This window comes from Deinococcus carri, from assembly GCF_039545055.1.
In the GTDB taxonomy this organism is placed as follows: Bacteria; Deinococcota; Deinococci; order Deinococcales; family Deinococcaceae; genus Deinococcus; species Deinococcus carri.
In genome coordinates this window covers 208753-225383 of the sequence record NZ_BAABRP010000001.1, presented here as the reverse complement: position 1 = coordinate 225383, position 16631 = coordinate 208753, and the positions used below count along the sequence as shown (strand labels likewise).

General features: G+C 70.4%; 16 protein-coding genes. 8 read left to right on the top strand and 8 right to left on the bottom strand.

Annotation, left to right across the window (positions count from 1 at the left end):
* Window positions 1-89: 89 nt before the first annotated feature.
* Together polA and ABEA67_RS01175 are read left to right on the top strand one after the other, a co-directional pair.
* Window positions 90-2825, top strand: a complete 2736-nt coding sequence (polA, locus tag ABEA67_RS01180) for a DNA polymerase I (protein WP_345459632.1) — start codon at window positions 90-92, stop codon at window positions 2823-2825.
* 420 nt (window positions 2826-3245) lie between these two features.
* Complete coding sequence (locus tag ABEA67_RS01175; protein WP_345459629.1) at window positions 3246-3845, top strand: HAD family hydrolase; 600 nt, start codon at window positions 3246-3248, stop codon at window positions 3843-3845.
* 150 nt (window positions 3846-3995) lie between these two features.
* Here the strand turns inward: ABEA67_RS01175 and ABEA67_RS01170 are convergent, their stop codons facing one another.
* On the bottom strand, window positions 3996-4997 hold the full coding sequence (locus ABEA67_RS01170; RefSeq protein ID WP_345459626.1) for a WD40 repeat domain-containing protein: 1002 nt from the start codon (window positions 4995-4997) through the stop codon (window positions 3996-3998).
* A 75-nt stretch (window positions 4998-5072) separates the two neighbouring features.
* Window positions 5073-6146 carry a methyltransferase domain-containing protein gene (locus ABEA67_RS01165; RefSeq protein ID WP_345459623.1) on the bottom strand — a complete coding sequence of 358 codons (1074 nt, stop codon included), beginning with the start codon at window positions 6144-6146 and terminating at the stop codon, window positions 5073-5075.
* A 67-nt stretch (window positions 6147-6213) separates the two neighbouring features.
* Between ABEA67_RS01165 and ABEA67_RS01160 the strand changes: the two genes are divergently transcribed.
* Together ABEA67_RS01160 and ABEA67_RS01155 are read left to right on the top strand one after the other, a co-directional pair.
* The gene (locus ABEA67_RS01160) at window positions 6214-7620 is read left to right on the top strand and encodes a TrkH family potassium uptake protein (protein WP_345459620.1); all 1407 of its coding nucleotides are present in this window, start codon (window positions 6214-6216) and stop codon (window positions 7618-7620) included.
* Between the two features lie 119 nt (window positions 7621-7739).
* Window positions 7740-8399, top strand: a complete 660-nt coding sequence (locus ABEA67_RS01155; RefSeq protein ID WP_345459617.1) for a potassium channel family protein — start codon at window positions 7740-7742, stop codon at window positions 8397-8399.
* Between the two features lie 85 nt (window positions 8400-8484).
* Here the strand turns inward: ABEA67_RS01155 and ABEA67_RS01150 are convergent, their stop codons facing one another.
* From ABEA67_RS01150 to trpC, 3 genes are read right to left on the bottom strand one after another with little or no spacing between them, the layout of a single operon-like run.
* Window positions 8485-8946 (bottom strand): hypothetical protein, encoded by a 462-nt coding sequence (locus ABEA67_RS01150; protein ID WP_345459614.1) that lies wholly within the window; start codon window positions 8944-8946, stop codon window positions 8485-8487.
* Window positions 8947-8979: 33 nt separating this feature from the next.
* Entirely contained in the window at window positions 8980-9765 is a 786-nt protein-coding gene (locus ABEA67_RS01145; protein WP_345459611.1) for an MBL fold metallo-hydrolase, read from the bottom strand.
* Complete coding sequence (gene trpC / locus ABEA67_RS01140; RefSeq protein WP_345459608.1) at window positions 9762-10550, bottom strand: indole-3-glycerol phosphate synthase TrpC; 789 nt, start codon at window positions 10548-10550, stop codon at window positions 9762-9764. The genes ABEA67_RS01145 and trpC overlap by 4 nt, the downstream gene beginning before the upstream one ends.
* Before the next feature lie 76 nt (window positions 10551-10626).
* Between trpC and hpt the strand changes: the two genes are divergently transcribed.
* The gene (hpt, locus tag ABEA67_RS01135) at window positions 10627-11154 is read left to right on the top strand and encodes a hypoxanthine phosphoribosyltransferase (RefSeq protein WP_345459606.1); all 528 of its coding nucleotides are present in this window, start codon (window positions 10627-10629) and stop codon (window positions 11152-11154) included.
* Window positions 11151-11573, top strand: a complete 423-nt coding sequence (locus ABEA67_RS01130; RefSeq protein WP_345459604.1) for a hypothetical protein — start codon at window positions 11151-11153, stop codon at window positions 11571-11573. Before hpt ends, ABEA67_RS01130 begins: the two co-directional genes overlap by 4 nt.
* A gap of 85 nt (window positions 11574-11658) precedes the next feature.
* On the opposite strand, the gene ABEA67_RS01125 is transcribed toward ABEA67_RS01130, so the two are convergent.
* A complete protein-coding gene (locus tag ABEA67_RS01125) occupies window positions 11659-11892 on the bottom strand; it encodes a VF530 family protein (RefSeq protein WP_345459601.1) in 234 nt (77 codons plus the stop codon).
* A 65-nt stretch (window positions 11893-11957) separates the two neighbouring features.
* Here ABEA67_RS01125 and ABEA67_RS01120 point away from each other — a divergent pair, with 65 nt between their 5' ends.
* Window positions 11958-12332: a hypothetical protein gene (locus ABEA67_RS01120; protein ID WP_345459598.1), complete on the top strand. Its 375-nt coding sequence runs from the start codon at window positions 11958-11960 to the stop codon at window positions 12330-12332.
* Window position 12333: 1 nt separating this feature from the next.
* A complete protein-coding gene (locus ABEA67_RS01115; RefSeq protein ID WP_345459595.1) occupies window positions 12334-13062 on the top strand; it encodes a metallophosphoesterase family protein in 729 nt (242 codons plus the stop codon).
* A 143-nt stretch (window positions 13063-13205) separates the two neighbouring features.
* Here the strand turns inward: ABEA67_RS01115 and ABEA67_RS01110 are convergent, their stop codons facing one another.
* Both ABEA67_RS01110 and ABEA67_RS01105 read right to left on the bottom strand, forming a co-directional pair.
* Entirely contained in the window at window positions 13206-14639 is a 1434-nt protein-coding gene (locus ABEA67_RS01110; protein ID WP_345459592.1) for an META domain-containing protein, read from the bottom strand.
* Window positions 14640-14714: 75 nt separating this feature from the next.
* Window positions 14715-16412, bottom strand: a complete 1698-nt coding sequence (locus ABEA67_RS01105) for a VanW family protein (protein WP_345459590.1) — start codon at window positions 16410-16412, stop codon at window positions 14715-14717.
* Window positions 16413-16631: the final 219 nt, after the last annotated feature.

Sequence of the window (16631 nt, the reverse complement as noted above, 5' to 3'; positions counted from 1 at the left end):
CGCAGCATATGCACGCGGCTCCCTGTTCCTTGCCCCCCGGCCCCCTCGCCTCTCCGGGCCAGGCGTTACGCCCACAGTAGAATCCTCCCATGACTGCCTCCTCTCCCGACACGCTGGTGCTGATCGACGGGCACGCGCTGGCGTACCGTTCGTACTTCGCGTTGCCCCCGCTGCACAACAGCCGGGGCGAGGCGACGCACGCGATTCTGGGCTTCCTGCGCCACACGCTGCGGCTGGCCCGGCAGGCGTCCAATCAGGTGATCGTGGTGTTCGACCCGCCGGTCAAGACCTTTCGCCACGAGCAGTACGACGGCTACAAGTCGGGCCGCGCGCAGACGCCCGACGACCTGCCCGCGCAGATCAACCGGGTGCGCGACATCGTGGACGCGCTGGGGTGGCCCCGGCTGGAGGAACCCGGCTACGAGGCCGACGACGTGATCGCCACCCTCACCAAGATGGCCGAGGGGCGCGGCTTTCAGGTCCGCATCGTCACCAGCGACCGCGACGCCTACCAGCTACTCGACGACCACGTGCGCGTCCTGAGCAGCGACTTCTCGCTGATTGGGCCAGAGGACGTGCTCGCCAAATACGGCGTGACGGTGGGGCAGTGGGTGGACTACCGCGCCCTGACCGGCGACGCCAGCGACAACATTCCGGGGGCCAAGGGCATCGGCCCCAAGACGGCGGCCAAGCTGCTTCAGGAGTACGGCACGCTGGACGCGGCGCTGGCGGCAGCGAAGGCGGGGACCCTGGAACCGAAGGGCACCCGCGAGAAGCTGCTGGCCTCCGAGGCCGACGTGCTGTTCAGCCGCGAGCTGTCGTGCATGGTGACCGACCTGCCGCTGAAGGTGGAACTCGGCGTGCCGCGCGGCGCGGGCGACCCCGAGCGGCTGGAGGCGTTGCTGGACGAACTGGAACTCGCCTCCCTCAAAAAGGACGTGCTGGGGCTGACCAAAGGGGCACCGGAGGCAGAGGCGGAGGCCATTTCCGGCCCGGACACCTTCCAGACGCCCGAACTCGCCGAGTGGCGCACCCCCGGCCCCGGCATGACCTGGGGCTACGTGCTCTCGCGCGAGGACGACCTGACCGCCGACCTGATCGCAGCGGCGACCTTCGACGGGAAGGTGGCGCGGGTGGCCCCGGTGGAGGAACGTCCGGGCAGTACGGCGGCGGCCGTGGCCGTGCTGGACGCCGCGTCGCCGGAAGGCCCCCTCTTCACCGACCTCGCGCCGGACGAAAGCTCCAAAAAGCTCACCAAAAAGGAGCAGCAGGCCGCCGAGAAGGCCGCCCGGGCCGCGCAGAAGGCCGCCGAACGCCAGGCCGCCCTCTTTCCCCCTACCGTGAACGAGGCGGAGTTCGTGGGGCAGCGGACGGTGACGGCGGCGGGGGCGAAGGCGCTGGCGGCCCACCTCAGCGTGCGCGGCACGGTGGTGGAGCCGGGAGAAGACCCGCTGCTGGTCGCCTACCTGCTCGACCCCGCGAACACCAACATGCCCGTCGTTGCGGAGCGTTACCTCCGCACCACCTGGCCGGACGACGCGGCGACCCGCGCGGCCATCACCGACCGCCTGCTGAAAGACCTCCCGCCGCAGCTCGACGACGCCCGCCGCAAGCTGTACGAGGACGTGGAAAAGCCGCTCGCCGCCGTGCTGAAGCGCATGGAGGTGCGCGGCGTGCGCCTGGACGCGGACTACCTGCGCGGGCTGTCGGAGGCGACGGCGGGGCGCATCGCCAGTCTGGAGGCCGAGATTCACCGCCACGCGGGCCGCGAGTTCAGCATCCGCAGCCGCGATCAGCTCGAAGCGGTGCTGTACGACGAGCTGGGGCTGGCGAGCGGCAAGAAGACCAAGCTGACCGGCAAGCGCTCCACCGCCGTCAGCGCCCTGGAACCCCTGCGCGACGAGCATCCCATTATCCCCGCGCTGCTGGAGTACCGCGAGCTGGAAAAACTGCGCGGCACCTACCTCGACCCCCTGCCCAATCTGGTGAACCCGCGCACGGGCCGCCTGCACACCACCTTCGCGCAGACGGCGGTGGCGACGGGCCGCCTGAGCAGCCTGAACCCCAACCTCCAGAACATCCCCATCCGCTCGGAGACGGGCCGCGAGATTCGCAAGGGCTTCATCGCGGACGAGGGCTACTGCCTGATCAGCGCCGACTACTCGCAGATCGAGCTGCGGCTGCTGGCGGCCATCGCGGACGATCCGCTGATGCAGCAGGCCTTCCGCGAGGGGGCGGACATTCACCGCCGCACCGCCGCGCAGGTGCTGGGGCTGGCAGAAGACGCCATCAGCGCCAACCAGCGCCGCGCCGCCAAGACGGTCAATTTCGGCGTGCTGTACGGCATGAGCGCCCACCGCCTCAGCAACGAGTTGAGCATCCCCTACGGCGAGGCCGCCCACTTCATCGACGTGTACTTCAGCACCTATCCCGGCATCCGGCGCTACATCGATCAGACCCTCGCCTTCGGGCGCGAACACGGCTACGTCGAGACGCTGTATGGCCGCCGCCGCTACGTGCCCGAACTGAAGTCGCAAAACCGCACCCTGCGCGAGGCGGGCGAGCGCCTGGCCTACAACATGCCGATTCAGGGCACCGCCGCCGACATCATCAAGATCGCGATGGTGCGCCTCGACCAGGAACTCGACGCCCTGGGCGGGCGGCTGCTGCTTCAGGTCCACGACGAACTGCTGATTGAAGCGCCGGAGGACCGGGCTGACGCCATCGCGGGGCTGACCCGCGAGGTGATGGAGGGTGCGGCGCAGCTCAGCGTACCGCTCGCGGTGGAGGTCGGCACCGGGCCGAACTGGTACGACACGAAGTGAAGGGCGATGAGCCGCGAGCTTAGGGCGGGGCGCAGAAAGGTTGCCGCCTTTTGGCAACCTTTCCGAGCGAAGCGAGTCACGCAAAAAGGGCGGCGCGCAGTGGAGTGGACGCCTGAGACCTGCGGCAACGCAACGGAGCGCCGCCCTAGGACTTACGCGAAACGTGGTTCTCTGCGGCCGAGAGAAGTTGCAGTTTCCTGTTCTGGGACGGCTGCGCCGTCCACCCCCCTCCCCAACCCCCCTGCTCCGCAGCTTTACAAGTCCCCCGCAAGGGGAGAGGGGCTGAAAAACTCTCCCACACGTACTCGTCTTTTGAATCGCGTATGTCCTGAGCAGTGAACCATGAGCTGGCCGCCCCAGGCTCTAACCCTCTTTTTCACAGCTCATGGCTCAGAGCTGACTGCTGGGATACGCTCAGGCATGACCATTCGCGCAGTGTTCTGGGATATCGGCGGCGTGCTGCTCACCAACGGCTGGGACCGCGAGCAGCGGGCGGGGCTGGTGGCGCGCTTCGGGCTGGACGCGGAGGACTTTGCCGAGCGGCACAAGCTGGCGGTGCCGGAACTGGAACGGGGCCGCATGAGCCTCGCGGAGTACCTGGACCAGACCATCTTCCACACGCCGCGCGCCTTTACACCCGAAGAATTCCGGGCGGCGATGGAGGCCGAGAGCCAGCCGCAGGCGGAAGCCCTGGCCCTGGCGCGCGACCTGGGGCAGCGGCACCGGATGTACGCCCTGAACAACGAGGGCCGCGACCTGAACGAGTACCGCGTCCGCACCTACGGGCTGGACGGGTTCCTGCTGGCCTTTTTCACCTCCTGCTACCTGGGCCTGCTCAAGCCCAACCCCGCGATGTACCGCCTGGCGCTGGACCTCGCCCACGTCCGCCCCGACGAGGCCGTGATGATCGACGACCGCCCGCAGAACGCCGAGGCCGCCCGCTCGGTGGGAATGCACGCCGTGCGGTACGAGAACGCCGCGCAGCTCCGGGAGGAACTGGCGGCGCTGGGGGTGGAGTAACCAGGGAGCTATACAGATTCCGGATAATCCGTTACGGCCCCTCCGCTACGCTGCGGGACCTCCACTCCTATCCGTCACCGTTTTTCCTTCTCCCTCCGGTCGGGTTAACCAGTTATTTCATAACTGATCAACCGGAAGCCTTATCAGGGGTCAGGGCAGGGGCGCGCCCTGGACCTTGCCCTCCCAGTTGTTCAGGATCAGGCCCCGGCCGTCGGGGGTGAGGGTGGCCCAGGCATCGGTGCCGTCTATCGTCTTCAGAAGCCTACCGGTCTTGCTGTCGTACAGCAGGGCTGCCGGGATGTTCTGCACGGTGCGGGAAATGTTCAGCAGCACCCGGCTTCCGTCGGCGTTGAAGCTGGCGGAGCGCACGCCGCGAGCGCAGACCTTCGCCAGGCTGCGCGGTGGGCAGGGTTCGGTGTAGGTGGGGAGCTTCCGCAGGCTCACGCCCCAGTCCCCCTGCCCCAGCCGATCCAGACCGAGCTGGAGAAACCCGGCGCTGTAGCCCACACCCGCCAGCAGGGTACCGTCAGGCGCGAACTGGAAGGGGTGCAGGACGCCCGACAGGCCCGGCACGGTCAGCACCTGATGGCCGGTGTCCGTGTTCCAGAGGGTGACGCTGCCTGCCCCCAGAGCCTCGTTCACCGCCAGCAGGGGCCGCGACGGATGGAAAGTCAGGCTGCGCGGTTGCGAGTGCAGCCGCAGGGTGGCGCGGCGCTTGCCCCCCGCCACGTCCCACAGTTGGACATAGCCATAGGCGTTCATGGCGGCCAGGGTCCGCCCGTCAGGGCTGAAGACCAGCGCTTGGGTACCGCGCACCCCCGGAAGGCTGGCCTCCCAGCGCCCTGCCGGGGTGCGGACGGTCAGCCGGTCGCCCGCCCGGTTCAGCCACGCCTGGGTCTTCCGGTCCGGCGTGAAGGCAAGGAGGCCCAGGTCATTCCCCGCCTCCGGAAAGACGACGGTTCCCAGAACCTCACCCGTGCGGGGGTCGCGGCGCTCCAGCACCGGCGCGGCCCCCGCACGGGTGACCACCTCGCCACGATCCGTAAAGCCCAGGAACGAGGTCTTCTTCAGCGTCCAGGCGGGTTGTACGGCAACGGCAGCGGCGGTCAGGCCCAGGGCGAGCAGGGCAGCGGTCGGGAGCAAGCGGGGCACGCTTCAGCCTCGCCCCTCGCAAGCCCGGCCGCGTGAGGGCGGGCTGACGCGGGGTTCAGCCTCAGCGCCCTGCCCTCAGCGTTTGCCCAGCAGGTACGCCTTGGGGTGGTGGCCGCCGCTATAGACCTGGAAGAGTTCGCGGGCGTGCCAGCGGTCCTGTTCGCGCAGCAGGCGCTCGAAGAGCCTCAGCTCGTGGGTCAGGACCACCAGGCGGCCCTGGCGGCTCAGCAGGCGGTGCATCTCGCTCAGGAAGGCGGGGTACAGCTCGGCGTTGCCGCCGTGGGTGCCGATGGCGTCGCCCCAGGGCAGGTCGCTGACAATCAGGTCGAAGGAGCGGGCGGGCAACCCTGTGTGCAGGGCGTCCACCTGAGCGACCTCCACCTCACGGCGGGCGGCCTGGAGGTTGGCACGGGCACAGGCGACGGCGGCGGGATCGAGGTCCACGCCGACCATCGCGTCATAGGGTCCCAGCAGGGCGCGCTCGACCAGCAGGGTGCCGCTGCCGCTCATGGGATTGAAGATGCGGTCCTCGTCGCGCTGGCCGGCCAGCTTGTGCAGGGCGTAGGCGATGGTGGCGTTCAGGCCGCCGCCCCGGTTGCACACCCGCCACGCGCGGGCGCTGAGGGGTCGGGGGGTCAGGCGGGCCAGCACCTCCCAGCCGGGGCCGTCCTCCTGGGGCCGCAGCCGGATCAGGAGTTCGCCCTCCTCGGGGTCATGGGGGAGATTCAGGGCGGCCTGGAGTTCGTCGGCCAGGCGGGCCATCACGCTCGATTCGCGGCCCGCCGCGGCGAGGCGGAAGGAGCGGTGCCCGCCGAAGCGCACCACCTCCGCCAGAAACGCGGTGAGTTCCCCGAGCTGCTGGTGCCCCAGCAGGCCGCGGGGGCGCGGCACGTCCCAGGCGCGCACGCGGTAGGCGGCCACCACGCTCCGCAGCCGCGTCAGGCGCTCGGGGTCGCCCGGATACCAGAAGCGCAGGCCCCGGATGTCGCGCGCCAGCGGCACGGCCCCCAGTTCTCCCTCCGCGACGGCTTCCAGGCCGGGCAGCACCTCCAGCACATACTCGTGGGCGGGCTGGCGGGTGCGGTGGTCGCCGCGGGGTTTGCGGGGGCGCTGGGGCGGGGAGCTGTTCGGGCGGGCGGGGCGCGGCATAGCAGGGCAGTATAGCGGCCGGGCGGGCGGGGACGGCAGAAGGCGGTGGTAGAATCGCGCGTTTCCTATGACGCGCCCTCCCCTTCCGCCCCCGTCCGGCCCGCCCCCGTCTGCGCCGCGGGTCCGCAAACCCCTGCTGGCGCGCATCAGCCCCCCGCAACTGATCGCCCTGTCGTTCGCCGCAGCGATTCTGGTGGGCGGGCTGCTGCTGGCGCTGCCGCTGACCCACGGGGCGGGCCGCCACGTCAACTTTCTCCAGGCCCTGTTCACCGCCACCAGCGCCCTGTGCGTGACCGGCCTGAACGTGCTGGACCCCAGCAAGGATTTCAACCGGCTGGGGCAGATCATCATCATGGCGCTGATTCAGGTGGGGGGGCTGGGCATCATCACGTTCGGCACCGTCTTCGCGCTGATCACGCGCCGCCGGGTGAACTACAGCGAGCGCATCCGGCTGGCGCAGCAGGTCAGCGCCTTCAGCGCCGGCGACGTGGTGCCCCTCATCCGCAATATCTTCCTGTATACCTTTGTCATTGAGGCTGCCGGGGCCGCGGTGCTGGCCTTCCGCTTCGTGCCGCTGGAGGGCTGGGGGCGGGGCCTCTTCTACGCCGTGTTCCACTCGGTCAGCGCCTTTAACAACTCGGGCTTCGCGCTCTACAGCGACAACCTGATCGGCTTCGTGGGCGATCCCATCGTGAGCGGCGTCATTGCGCTGCTGATCATTCTGGGCGGCATGGGCTTTCTGGTGCAACTGAACGTGGTGGCGCACCTGCTGAGTCCCCGGCGCAACCGGTTGCTGGTCCACTCCAAGCTGGTGCTGACCATGATGGGCGCGCTGCTGCTGCTGGGCACCCTGGCCTACCTGATCCTGGAGTGGAACAACCCGCGCACGCTGGCCCCGCTGCCCTTCGGGACCAAGCTGCTCGCCAGCTTCTTTCAGAGCGTGACCACCCGCACGGCGGGCTTCAACAGCCTGGACTACGGCGCGATGGGGATGGGCACCATTTTCATCACCATCATCCTGATGTTCATCGGGGCCAATCCCGGCAGCACCGGCGGCGGCATCAAGACCAGCACCTTTTACGTGATGATGGCCTCCGCCTGGAGCATGGTGCGCGGCCACCGCGACGCCACCGTGTTCGAGCGCCGCATCGATCAGGAAACGGTGCTGCGCGCCATGACGGTCGGGCTACTGAGCATTGGCCTGGTGAACACGATGTTCATCCTGCTGCTGCTGATGAACACGAATTCGCAGGTGCTGTTCGTGCAGCTCTTTTTCGAGGCGGTGAGCGCCTTCGGGACCGTGGGCCTGAGCATGAACACCACGCCGCTGCTCAATCCGGAGCAGCAGATCGTCATCATCCTGCTGATGTACCTGGGGCGCATCGGGCCGCTGACCTTCGCCGTCGCCTTCAACCGGCGCGAGGCGGGCGATCTGGTGCGCTATCCGGCCGAAAAGGACATCCTGATCGGGTAGGGCAGGGTGGGGTGATGAGCAACGAGGGATGAGGAAAAGCACCCCCACTCCACCCCCTCATCACTCATCACTCCACCCTCGACACTGCCCGCCCCTTCCCACGAAAAGAGGACCCCCGCATGAAGACCAAACAATGCCTGGTGATCGGGCTGGGCCGCTTCGGCACCGCCGTCGCCACCACCCTCTACGAGATGGGCCACGAGGTCGTCGCCATCGACCACAACGAGGAGAACGTGGAGCGGGTGATGAACCTGGTCACGCACGCCGCCGTCGCGGATGCCAGCGACGAACGCGCCCTGCGCTCCATCGGGGTGGCCGAGTTCGACGTGGTGGTGGTCGCTATCGGCACCGACGTGCAGGCGAATATCCTCGCCACCATGAACGCCAAGAGCCTGGGCGCGCCCTATGTGGTGACCAAGGCCATCGACGAGATGGCGCGGCGGGTGCTGGAGCGCATCGGGGCCGACCTGGTGATCCGGCCCGAGCACGACATGGGCGTGCGCCTCGCGCGGCAGATTGCCACGCCCAACATCGTGGACACCCTGGACCTGGGCGGCGACTACGCCATCGTCGAGATCGAGGCCAACGAGCGGCTGCGCGGCACCCTGCGCGACCTGAACCTCACCGGACGCTTCGGCGTGCAGGTGATCGCCGTCAACCGCGCCGGCCGGGTGGAAGTGACCCCCCGCGCCGAGGCCGACCTGCGCCCCCACGACAAGCTGGTCGTGATCGGCACCGGCCACAGCCTGGACGAGCTGCGGCGGTATTTGGGCGAGTAACGGAGGCAGGCTTTCTTCCCGTCTCCCCCACGCTGCTTTGCTGGGCGGGGGCCGGGCGTGGGGAGGTGCTTTCAGGAGGCCCCGCTCAGTGCCCTGGCTCCTCCTCCCCGGGCAGGGCGCGGAGGTCGGGGCAGGTCAGGGTGCCCTGGAGGCCCAGCGCCTCCACGACCGGCTGCGGGGGCAGGGTGCCCAGCACCTGGGTCTGGGCCTCCAGCCGCACCGGGTCGCCCTCGGGCGTGAGCAGTTCACTGCGGGTGTGCAGGCGCACGGCCCGCTCGACGCAGGCGGCGTCCCGCGCGTCCAGCAGCAGGGTCCGCAGCTCGGGGCCGTTCACGAAGGTGACCCACACGGGCTGCGGGACGTACCCGGCCAGGGTGCGGCTGGCGCGGGCCTGCCCGCCCAGTGCCCCGGCGAGCGCTGCCAGCAGGGGCAGCAGCGCCGCCAGACCCCAGACCATCAGCGCCCGCGCCGCGCCGGGCCGCCACAGCAGCACCAGGAGCGCCGCCGCGAACGCGAGCGTGAACAGCAGGTACAGGCCAGGCCACATGGCGGGCAGTGTATCCCCGGCGGGCCGGACCCGCTACAGCCGCAGCGTCAAGCCGTCGCGGGCGCAGGTCCAGCCTGCCGGAAGGGCGAGCGTCCGCACATCCACGTCATGCGAGAGGTGGGTGAGGCAGACGCGGCGGGCCGCCCGCGCCCAGGGCAGCGCCAGGGCCTCGCGCACGTCGTACACGCTGCGTCCCGCGTGGGGCACGCCGGACTCTTCCACGAAGGACGTGCCCAGGATCAGCAGGTCGAGGTCCGTCAGCCACGCGCGCACCACTTCCTCCGGGATGTCGATGGCGTCCGTGACATAGGCCGCCGCGAAGCCGGGACGGTCCAGCAGGAAGGCGTGGCTGTGGCCGTTGGCCCCGTGCGGCACCCGGAAGGCCCGCACCCGCACGCCCGCCACCTCCAGCCCCCCTTCCGGGAGCGGCTGCACCGGCGAGCCGCGGCGGAAGGAGTAGCCGAAACGGTCCTGAATCTCGGGAATCACGGCGGCGGGGGCGTAGAGCCGCAGCCGTCCCCCCGCGTACCGCACGTAGTCCAGCAGGTCGCCCAGCCCCAGCAGGTGGTCGTTGTGCGCGTGCGAGATCAGCACGGCGTCGGGCACCAGCGGGCCGGGCAGGGTGGCGAGCTGGGCGTGCAGGTCGGGGCCGCAGTCGAGCAGCAGAACTTCTGGCCCACCCCGCACGAGCGCGGCGCTGCGGGTGCGGCGGTTCACGCCCCCGGCGCGGGCCTCCCGGCAGACGGGGCAGGCGCACCAGAACCGGGGCACGCCCTTGCTGTCGGCGGTGCCCAGAAAGGTGAGGGTGGGGGGGGTCAAGGGGTCATCAGCTCGCGCGCGGCGCGGGTCAGGTCGCCGCTGGCCGCCAGGCTGGTCCCCACCAGCACGGCGTCGGCCAGGCCGCGCACGCCCCCCAGGTCGGCGGGGGTCCGGTAGCCGCTCTCCGCGACGAGCAGACCCGTGAAGCCCGCCTCCCGCGCACGGCGAATCAGGCGCGGGCTGACGGCCAGGTCGATGGCGAGCGTGGTGAGGTCGCGGTTGTTCACGCCGATGATCTCGGCCCCGCAGGCCAGCGCCAGATCCAGTTCGCGCTCGTCGTGGACCTCCACCAGCGCGTCGAGGCCGAGGTGGTGGGCCGCCTCCAGGTATGGCCCCACCGCCTCCCCCAGCACGCTGACCATCAGCAGGGCGGCGGAGGCTCCCCAGTCGGCGGCCTCGCGCAGCATGGCCGGGTGGACCACGAAGTCCTTGCGGAGAGCGGGAAGGGCCACCGCGCCCACCACGGCCCGCAGCGCCTCCGGGTTGCCGCCGAAGTGCCGCGGCTCGGTCAACACGCTGATGGCCGCCGCCCCGCCCGCCTGGTAGGCGCGCGCGGCCTGGGCGGGGTCGAGCGGCGCGATGGCCCCCTCGCTGGGGCTGGCGCGCTTGACCTCCGCGATCAGGGCGAGGTCAGGGCCGGAGAGGGCCGAGCGGAAGCGCCCGGTGCGCGGCCGCGCCGCCCCCAGGCCGGGGTCCGCGGCCGCGTAGTCCCCGGCACGCTCGCGCACGATGCGGCCCAGCACGCCGGGCACGGGGTCGAAGTGGGTCACAGGCAGGCCCGTCATGCGCCGGAGTATACGGGGGGGCAGACCTGGGGGGGAGAAGCCAGAGGGGGGGAGGGCATGTTAGCCTGGGCCGCATATGAGCCTCGCCCCCGGCAACGGCCCCGTGCAGATCACGCCCGACCAGCTCCAGGCCCGCATCTCCGAACTCGGCCAGAAAATCCGCGCCGACTACGCGGGCAAGGACCCGCACCTGATCTGCGTGCTTAACGGCGCGTTCCTGTTTCACGCCGATCTCGTGCGTGCCCTGAACATGCCCTGCACCATCGACTTTCTCCAGGCCAGCTCCTACGGCGACGCCAAGCAGACCAGCGGCGAGGTCAAGCTGGTCAAGGACCTGCAATTCCCGATCAGCGGGCGGCACGTCCTGCTGGTCGAGGACATCGTGGACACCGGCATCACCATGAACTACCTGCTGCACTACCTCCAGGGCCGCGGCCCCGCCAGCCTCAAGGTCGCCGCGTTGCTGAGCAAGCCCAGCCGCCGCCGGGTGGAGGTGCCGGTCGAGTACCTGGGCTTCACCATCCCCGACGCCTTCGTCTACGGCTACGGTCTGGACCGCTCCCAGTTCGACCGCAACCTGCCCTTTATCACCAGCCAGGAGTGAAGCGCCGCTCTCCCCTGCTCCTGCTGCTCCCCGTCCTCGCCCTCCTCGCGCTGGCCGTCTGGGGCGCGCGGGAGGCGCGCTGGCGGGGGCCGCTGTACTGCATAGGGCAGACCGGGCAGGTGTGGGGCCTGGCCCCGGTGCCCGCGGGCCTCACCCCCGGCTGCCCGCAGAGCCGGAGCTACCGGCAGGAGGTCCGCGGGGGCTTTGCGCGGGTCGAGCAGTACAGCCTGCCGGGCTGGCACCCCCGCGCCCTGCTCCCGGCCTTCCAGGCGGCGGGCTTCGTTCCCGAAGGCGGGGCGGAGGACGATGGCGACGAGTTCGCCGTCTTCCTGGGCCGGGCGGGCGAGCGGGTGCAGTACGTGGCGGACCTCCAGCCGGACGGCCACACGCTGATCACGCTGAGCGGCAGGCCACGTTAAAGCTATGAGCCTTGAGCTATGAGCTGTGAACCAGCCCCGGAAGCTTTCGCTTTTGGCGTGAGCCATCTTTTTCACAGCCCATAGCTCACGTCTCCCGCTCGTCGCGCACCAGCGCCACGTACAGCGCCTCCACCTTCGCCCTTGCCCAGGGCGTCCTGCGCAGGAACTTGAGGCTGGAGGGCACGCTGGGATCATGCTGGAAGCAGCGGACAGGGACCCGGCGCGCCAGGCCCTCCCAGCCGTAACGGTCGGCCAGCCTCACCACCATCTGTTCCAGGGTGACGCCGTGCAGCGGGTCTTTGGAGGCGGAACCGGTCATCCGCCCATGATGCCGTGGGGCAGCCCCGGGTCACAAGACCGGACAGCCTGTGGCAGGATGCCGGGGTGAATGCACCGCTTCCCCGCGCCCTGCTCGTGACGGGTCTGCTGCTCGCCGTCGTCAACGTGCTCTTTGCCGGGACGCAATACGGCTTTGCCAGCCTGCCCGCGTGGTTCTGGCTGTCCCAGCTGCTGCTGATTCCCGCCATGCTGGGGCCGCTGCGCCTGTTTCCGCAGGCCATGTCCGCCCGCACCTACCTCCCGCGCGCGGGCCTGTTCGCGCTGGGGTTCGCGGCCCCCTACGCCGTGACGCAGTTTACCGAACGTGCCCTGAGTCCAGCCTTCAGCGCCGGGCAGACCCTCTTCAACGTCGTCTTTTTCTGCGGCCTGATGGGACTGTTCTTCGCCGCCGTCTGGAAACCCAGGGCGGGGGGCCAATGACATGAGGCTCGCCATCCTGGGCGACGTCCACGGCAACCGCTTCGCGCTGGAGGCCGTGCTGGCCGACATTCGCGCCGCCGCCCCCGACCAGCTCCTGAACCTGGGCGACAGCGTGTGGGGCGCGGCGGACCCGGCGGGGGCCTGGGCACTCCAGGCCGAACACGCCCCTGTCAACGTGCGCGGCAACACCGGCGAGCGCGTGGCGGGCCTGCGCGAGGGCAAGGCGGCCATGCGAGACTGGCTCCTCGCCCAGCTTCCGGCCCAGGTTCCGGGCCTCCTGGCCGCACTGCCAACCTTCGTGGATGTGGCGGGCGGCGAGGTGCGCGTCTGTCACGGCAGCCCGCGCAGCCCCTGGGAAGATCTGCTGCTGACGGAGGAAGGCGAGGACGACACCACCCGGCCCGCCCACTTCCGCGAGGTGCGAGAAAGGCTGGGCGATTTCACCTACGCGGCAGGCGGGCGCGTGTGCGTCGTGGGGCACACCCACCACGAGATGCTGGCGGTGGTGGACGGCGTGACGGTCGTGAACGCGGGGCCGGTCAGTCGCCAGAAGGACGGGCTGCCGCTGGCCCGCTGGGTGCTGCTGACGCGGCGAAACGGCACCTGGGCCGCCGAGTTCCGCCGCACGCCCTATGACGTGGCAGCCGCTGCCGCCTGGGCCAGGGCACACGCGCCCGGTAGCCAGGGGGAATTCGAGGCCGCGTGGCTGACGGCCGGGAGGGAACCGTAGGGGAGCGACCAGCGGCCAGCTTCCAGCCCCCAGCGGGGGTAATGCCCCAGCCGCCGCCAGGGACCTGCCTGGAAGAGTGAACTCCCCGTCCTTCCTCCTTCCCTCTCTTGCTGGGGGCTGGAAGCTGGTCGCTGGCCGCCTCCTCAGCGCCTCTCCACCACCTCGACCAGCACGTACCGCTTGCTGCTGATGTCGGCGGGCACGGGGCCGGAACGGTCCTCCTCGCGCACGCGGATAACCTGGGTCACGCCGGGCTGGAAGGTGAAGCCCTCGATCTCGCCGTAAAAGAGTTCCCAGGGGCCGCCGTCACGCTGCACCCGCAGGCAGGACATGGGCGCGACCCCGGTGCAGGGCACCCGCTGGGGAGCCACCGTCCACATCTGCACCCGGCCCTGCGCCGCCGCATCACGGGTGAAGACCAGGGTGGTGCCGTTCGCCACAACGGTCAGGCCGCCGGGGGACACGCTCAGGGTGGGGCGGGCGTTCAGGAGGGCCGGGAGGTTCACCGTCTCCGCGGGGTCGAGGCAGGCGCGCAGCGTGCTGGCCAGGGGGCCGACCAGCAGCAGGCGGGAGCCGTCCAGCGTATAGCCTCCGCCGAAGCCGTTACAGCCGTCGCTCCCGCCGATGCGCCCCCCCTGAAAGAACAGGGTGATGGGCTGGGCGGTGCGCGGGGCCGCTTCACCGTTCACGGTGGCGAGTGTGTACCTGCCCTCCAGAGCCGCGGTGTTCGCCTGGGTCTGTCCGCCCGTCTGCGGCGTCCCCGAGGCCGTCCCCGTCCGGGTGAACGCCAGCGTTCGGCCCGCCGCATTCGTCAGGGTGAGGGTCTGGCCCTGCACGCGCACCCTCAGGGGCGTTCTCAGGAAGGCCAGGAAGGCCTGTTCCTGCACGTTCATGTCAGGCGCACAGAGCATCCGCGTCGTGGCGAGCGGGCCGAAGGTCAGGGTGTCGCCGCTCAGGCGGGTGTCACCGGTCAGGCGGTTGCAGCCCGTCGTGCCACTCACGCGCCCGCCCGCGAAGGTCAGGGCGGGCAGGCCGCCATTGCCCGAAGCTGGGCGCAGGGCCGTGCCACCCGTCAGGGTCCAGGTGCCATCCAGGTTCAGGGCGTTCATCGGGGCCTCCGGGCGGGTGGGACTGCCGGGGTTGGGAGTGCCGGCGGCCGCGCTGCTCGCTGTGAAAACCAGGCGGTCCTGGCTGCCCGAGAAGAGGGTCAGGGTGCCGCCGCTCAGCCGGTAGTGGCCCACCTGCCGCAGCAGGTTCAGGAAGCGGGCTTCCAGGCCGTCCACCCGGTCGGGGCAGGCCCGCCGCGTAGTGGCGAGCGGCCCGAAGCGCAGGAGGTCGCCGCGTGTGGCGTAAGCCCCCCGGTAAACGTTGCAGCCCGTGCTGCCGGAGACCATGCGCTCATCCAGCCGCAGCGTGGGGCGCGGGACGCTGCGGCCCGGCGTGAGGGTCCGGCCGTCCTCGGTCAACCCCGTCAGGGTCCAGGCGGTCCCCGTCAGGGCGGGGGTCTGCGCCCCGGCATTCCCCGCGAGCGCGAGGGCGGACAGCAGCAGCAGTGGAGAGAGCGATCGCAATTGCATATCTCCCGTTGTACCCGCAGGGCATGACGCGCAGGTGAGCAGCGCGGATGGCCCGGCCGGGATTTCAGGAGGACTTCAGCCGCGCGGCCCCGTCTCGTACACCGCCTGCCAGGGCTTGTAGACGGTGCTGACCTTGTCGGTGCGGGTGCCCTGGGCGTCCTTGATGGTGCGGGTGATGTAGAGGTTGTAGCCGTCCTGTGCCCAGTCCACCTGCCGCATCGCCCCGGCGGGGAGGTTAGGGTTGAACACGTACTGGGCGGGCGGGTGCGCGGTGCGCGAGAGGATGGTGGCGGGGCTGACGGTGACGGTCCGGCTGAGCTTCACGCCCCACACCTGCACCTCCAGCCTGCTTTTCGCGTCGTTGTTGACGGTGCGGATGAAGATGGGCGCGCCGGTGTCGTTCTTCATCTTGAGGTCCACGCCGGGGTCGTACACGGCAGCCTCGAAGCCCACCTGCGGCTCGTAGTACTTCACGCGGTAGGAGTGTTGGTTGCGCTCCACGACCGGCAAGCCCGCCTGGTACAGCGCCCGGAAGGTGGTGGTGGACACCTGGCACACGCCGCCGCCCAGGCCGTCCACAGTGCGCCCGCCACTGATGATCAGGCCCCCCACGAAGCCGTTGTCGGGCGTGATGCTGCCCAGCGCCTGCAGGAAGCTGAAGTTCTCGCCGGCAGGCACCACCACGCCGCTGATCTTGGCCGCCGCGTTGGCGACGTTGATGCGGCGCTCACGGCTGCTGCCGTAGTAGGTGCTGGTGCCGGTGGCGATCAGCTCCATCTGTGCCGGGTCGGGGAGTTTGGCCGCCGTCAGGGTGGGATGGCTGACCCGGCTGGGCAGCGTGACCGTGCGCGCGGCGGGGTCCAGCACCGCCTTGCGGAAGGCCGCCAGCGCCGCCTGCCGGTCGGCCACGCGCCCCGCCTGCTCCTTCACCTTGACCAGCTTGCCGCCCTCCACGGCGTAGCGGGCATTCTGCGCGGGGCGGTCCACCGCGTCGGTCAGGCGGGCAAAGGCCCGCGCGATGGTCTTCTCGTCGGGGACGATGCCGGTCTCGCGCACCCAGTACAGGTCGGCCACCTGGAGGGGCGTCAGGGACCCGGCACGCCCCGTACCCTGAAGCCCCACGGTCAGCGGGCGCATCAGCCTGTTGCCCAGGTCGGCCTGGGCCTGGAGGGCCTGGGCGGTGTACTGCGCCTTCCACTCGGTCACGGGGATGGTCAGCGTGGTCAGGTTGGGACTGGCCGCATAGGTGTTGGCGGCGGCGGCCATGTCCAGGCGGCGGCCCGGCGCGTCGGGGGTCACCACATACCGGCGGGCGTTCTTGTCGAAGAGGATGGCCGCGTTCTTCGGCTGGCTGTTCACGTCGCCGGTCAGGGCCTTGAGGCCCGCCAGGGTCGTGTTGAGGTCCACCCGCGTCACGAACGGGACCTCTGGCACGGCAGCCTGGCCGAGCATCCCCTCCATTCGCTCCATCAGGGTGCGTGTGGCACTTGCACGCAGGGCGGCGTCCACGCTGGCGCGCGGGTCGACCTGCCAGCCCAGGGCGTCCGCCCCCACCGTCCAGGAACGGCCACCCGCCGTCACCGTCACCCGTGGCGGCGTGGGGACGTGGGCCGCCAGGGCCGAGAGCGCCGCCTCGCGGGTGAGGCCGCCCACCTCCACGCCCCCCACCCGCAGGCCCGGCGCGAGTTTGCCGTCGTCCTGGGCCGCAACCCCCATCGCAAGTGCGCCGCCGAGCAAGACGGCGGCAGCCAGACCAGACACCCAGACCTTCATCACCCGGCAGTGTAAGGAACTTCACCAGCCAGCAAGTGAAGGCTGGGCACAGTTTGACGGCGTGAGGCTGGGGAAACGTTCCTGGGAAGGAGAGCGGCCAGCTCCCAGCCTCCAGCGGCCAGTCAAACAGGGTGCGGGGAGGGGCCTTGCTGAGAGGTCAGAGTGCGGGTCGTAAAGACGGCCCATTGTTTGACCCTCTCCCCTTGCGAAGCAAGGGGA

Excerpts from the sequence above, each read along its gene's own strand:
- polA (WP_345459632.1), top strand. The coding sequence starts at position 90 with ATGACTGCCTCCTCTCCCGACACGCTGGTGCTGATCGACGGGCACGCG.
- ABEA67_RS01175 (WP_345459629.1), top strand. The coding sequence starts at position 3,246 with ATGACCATTCGCGCAGTGTTCTGGGATATCGGCGGCGTGCTGCTCACC.
- ABEA67_RS01165 (WP_345459623.1), bottom strand. The coding sequence starts at position 6,146 with ATGCCGCGCCCCGCCCGCCCGAACAGCTCCCCGCCCCAGCGCCCCCGC.
- ABEA67_RS01160 (WP_345459620.1), top strand. The coding sequence starts at position 6,214 with ATGACGCGCCCTCCCCTTCCGCCCCCGTCCGGCCCGCCCCCGTCTGCG.
- ABEA67_RS01155 (WP_345459617.1), top strand. The coding sequence starts at position 7,740 with ATGAAGACCAAACAATGCCTGGTGATCGGGCTGGGCCGCTTCGGCACC.
- ABEA67_RS01150 (WP_345459614.1), bottom strand. The coding sequence starts at position 8,946 with ATGTGGCCTGGCCTGTACCTGCTGTTCACGCTCGCGTTCGCGGCGGCG.
- trpC (WP_345459608.1), bottom strand. The coding sequence starts at position 10,550 with ATGACGGGCCTGCCTGTGACCCACTTCGACCCCGTGCCCGGCGTGCTG.
- hpt (WP_345459606.1), top strand. The coding sequence starts at position 10,627 with ATGAGCCTCGCCCCCGGCAACGGCCCCGTGCAGATCACGCCCGACCAG.
- ABEA67_RS01125 (WP_345459601.1), bottom strand. The coding sequence starts at position 11,892 with ATGACCGGTTCCGCCTCCAAAGACCCGCTGCACGGCGTCACCCTGGAA.
- ABEA67_RS01115 (WP_345459595.1), top strand. The coding sequence starts at position 12,334 with ATGAGGCTCGCCATCCTGGGCGACGTCCACGGCAACCGCTTCGCGCTG.
- ABEA67_RS01110 (WP_345459592.1), bottom strand. The coding sequence starts at position 14,639 with ATGCAATTGCGATCGCTCTCTCCACTGCTGCTGCTGTCCGCCCTCGCG.
- ABEA67_RS01105 (WP_345459590.1), bottom strand. The coding sequence starts at position 16,412 with ATGAAGGTCTGGGTGTCTGGTCTGGCTGCCGCCGTCTTGCTCGGCGGC.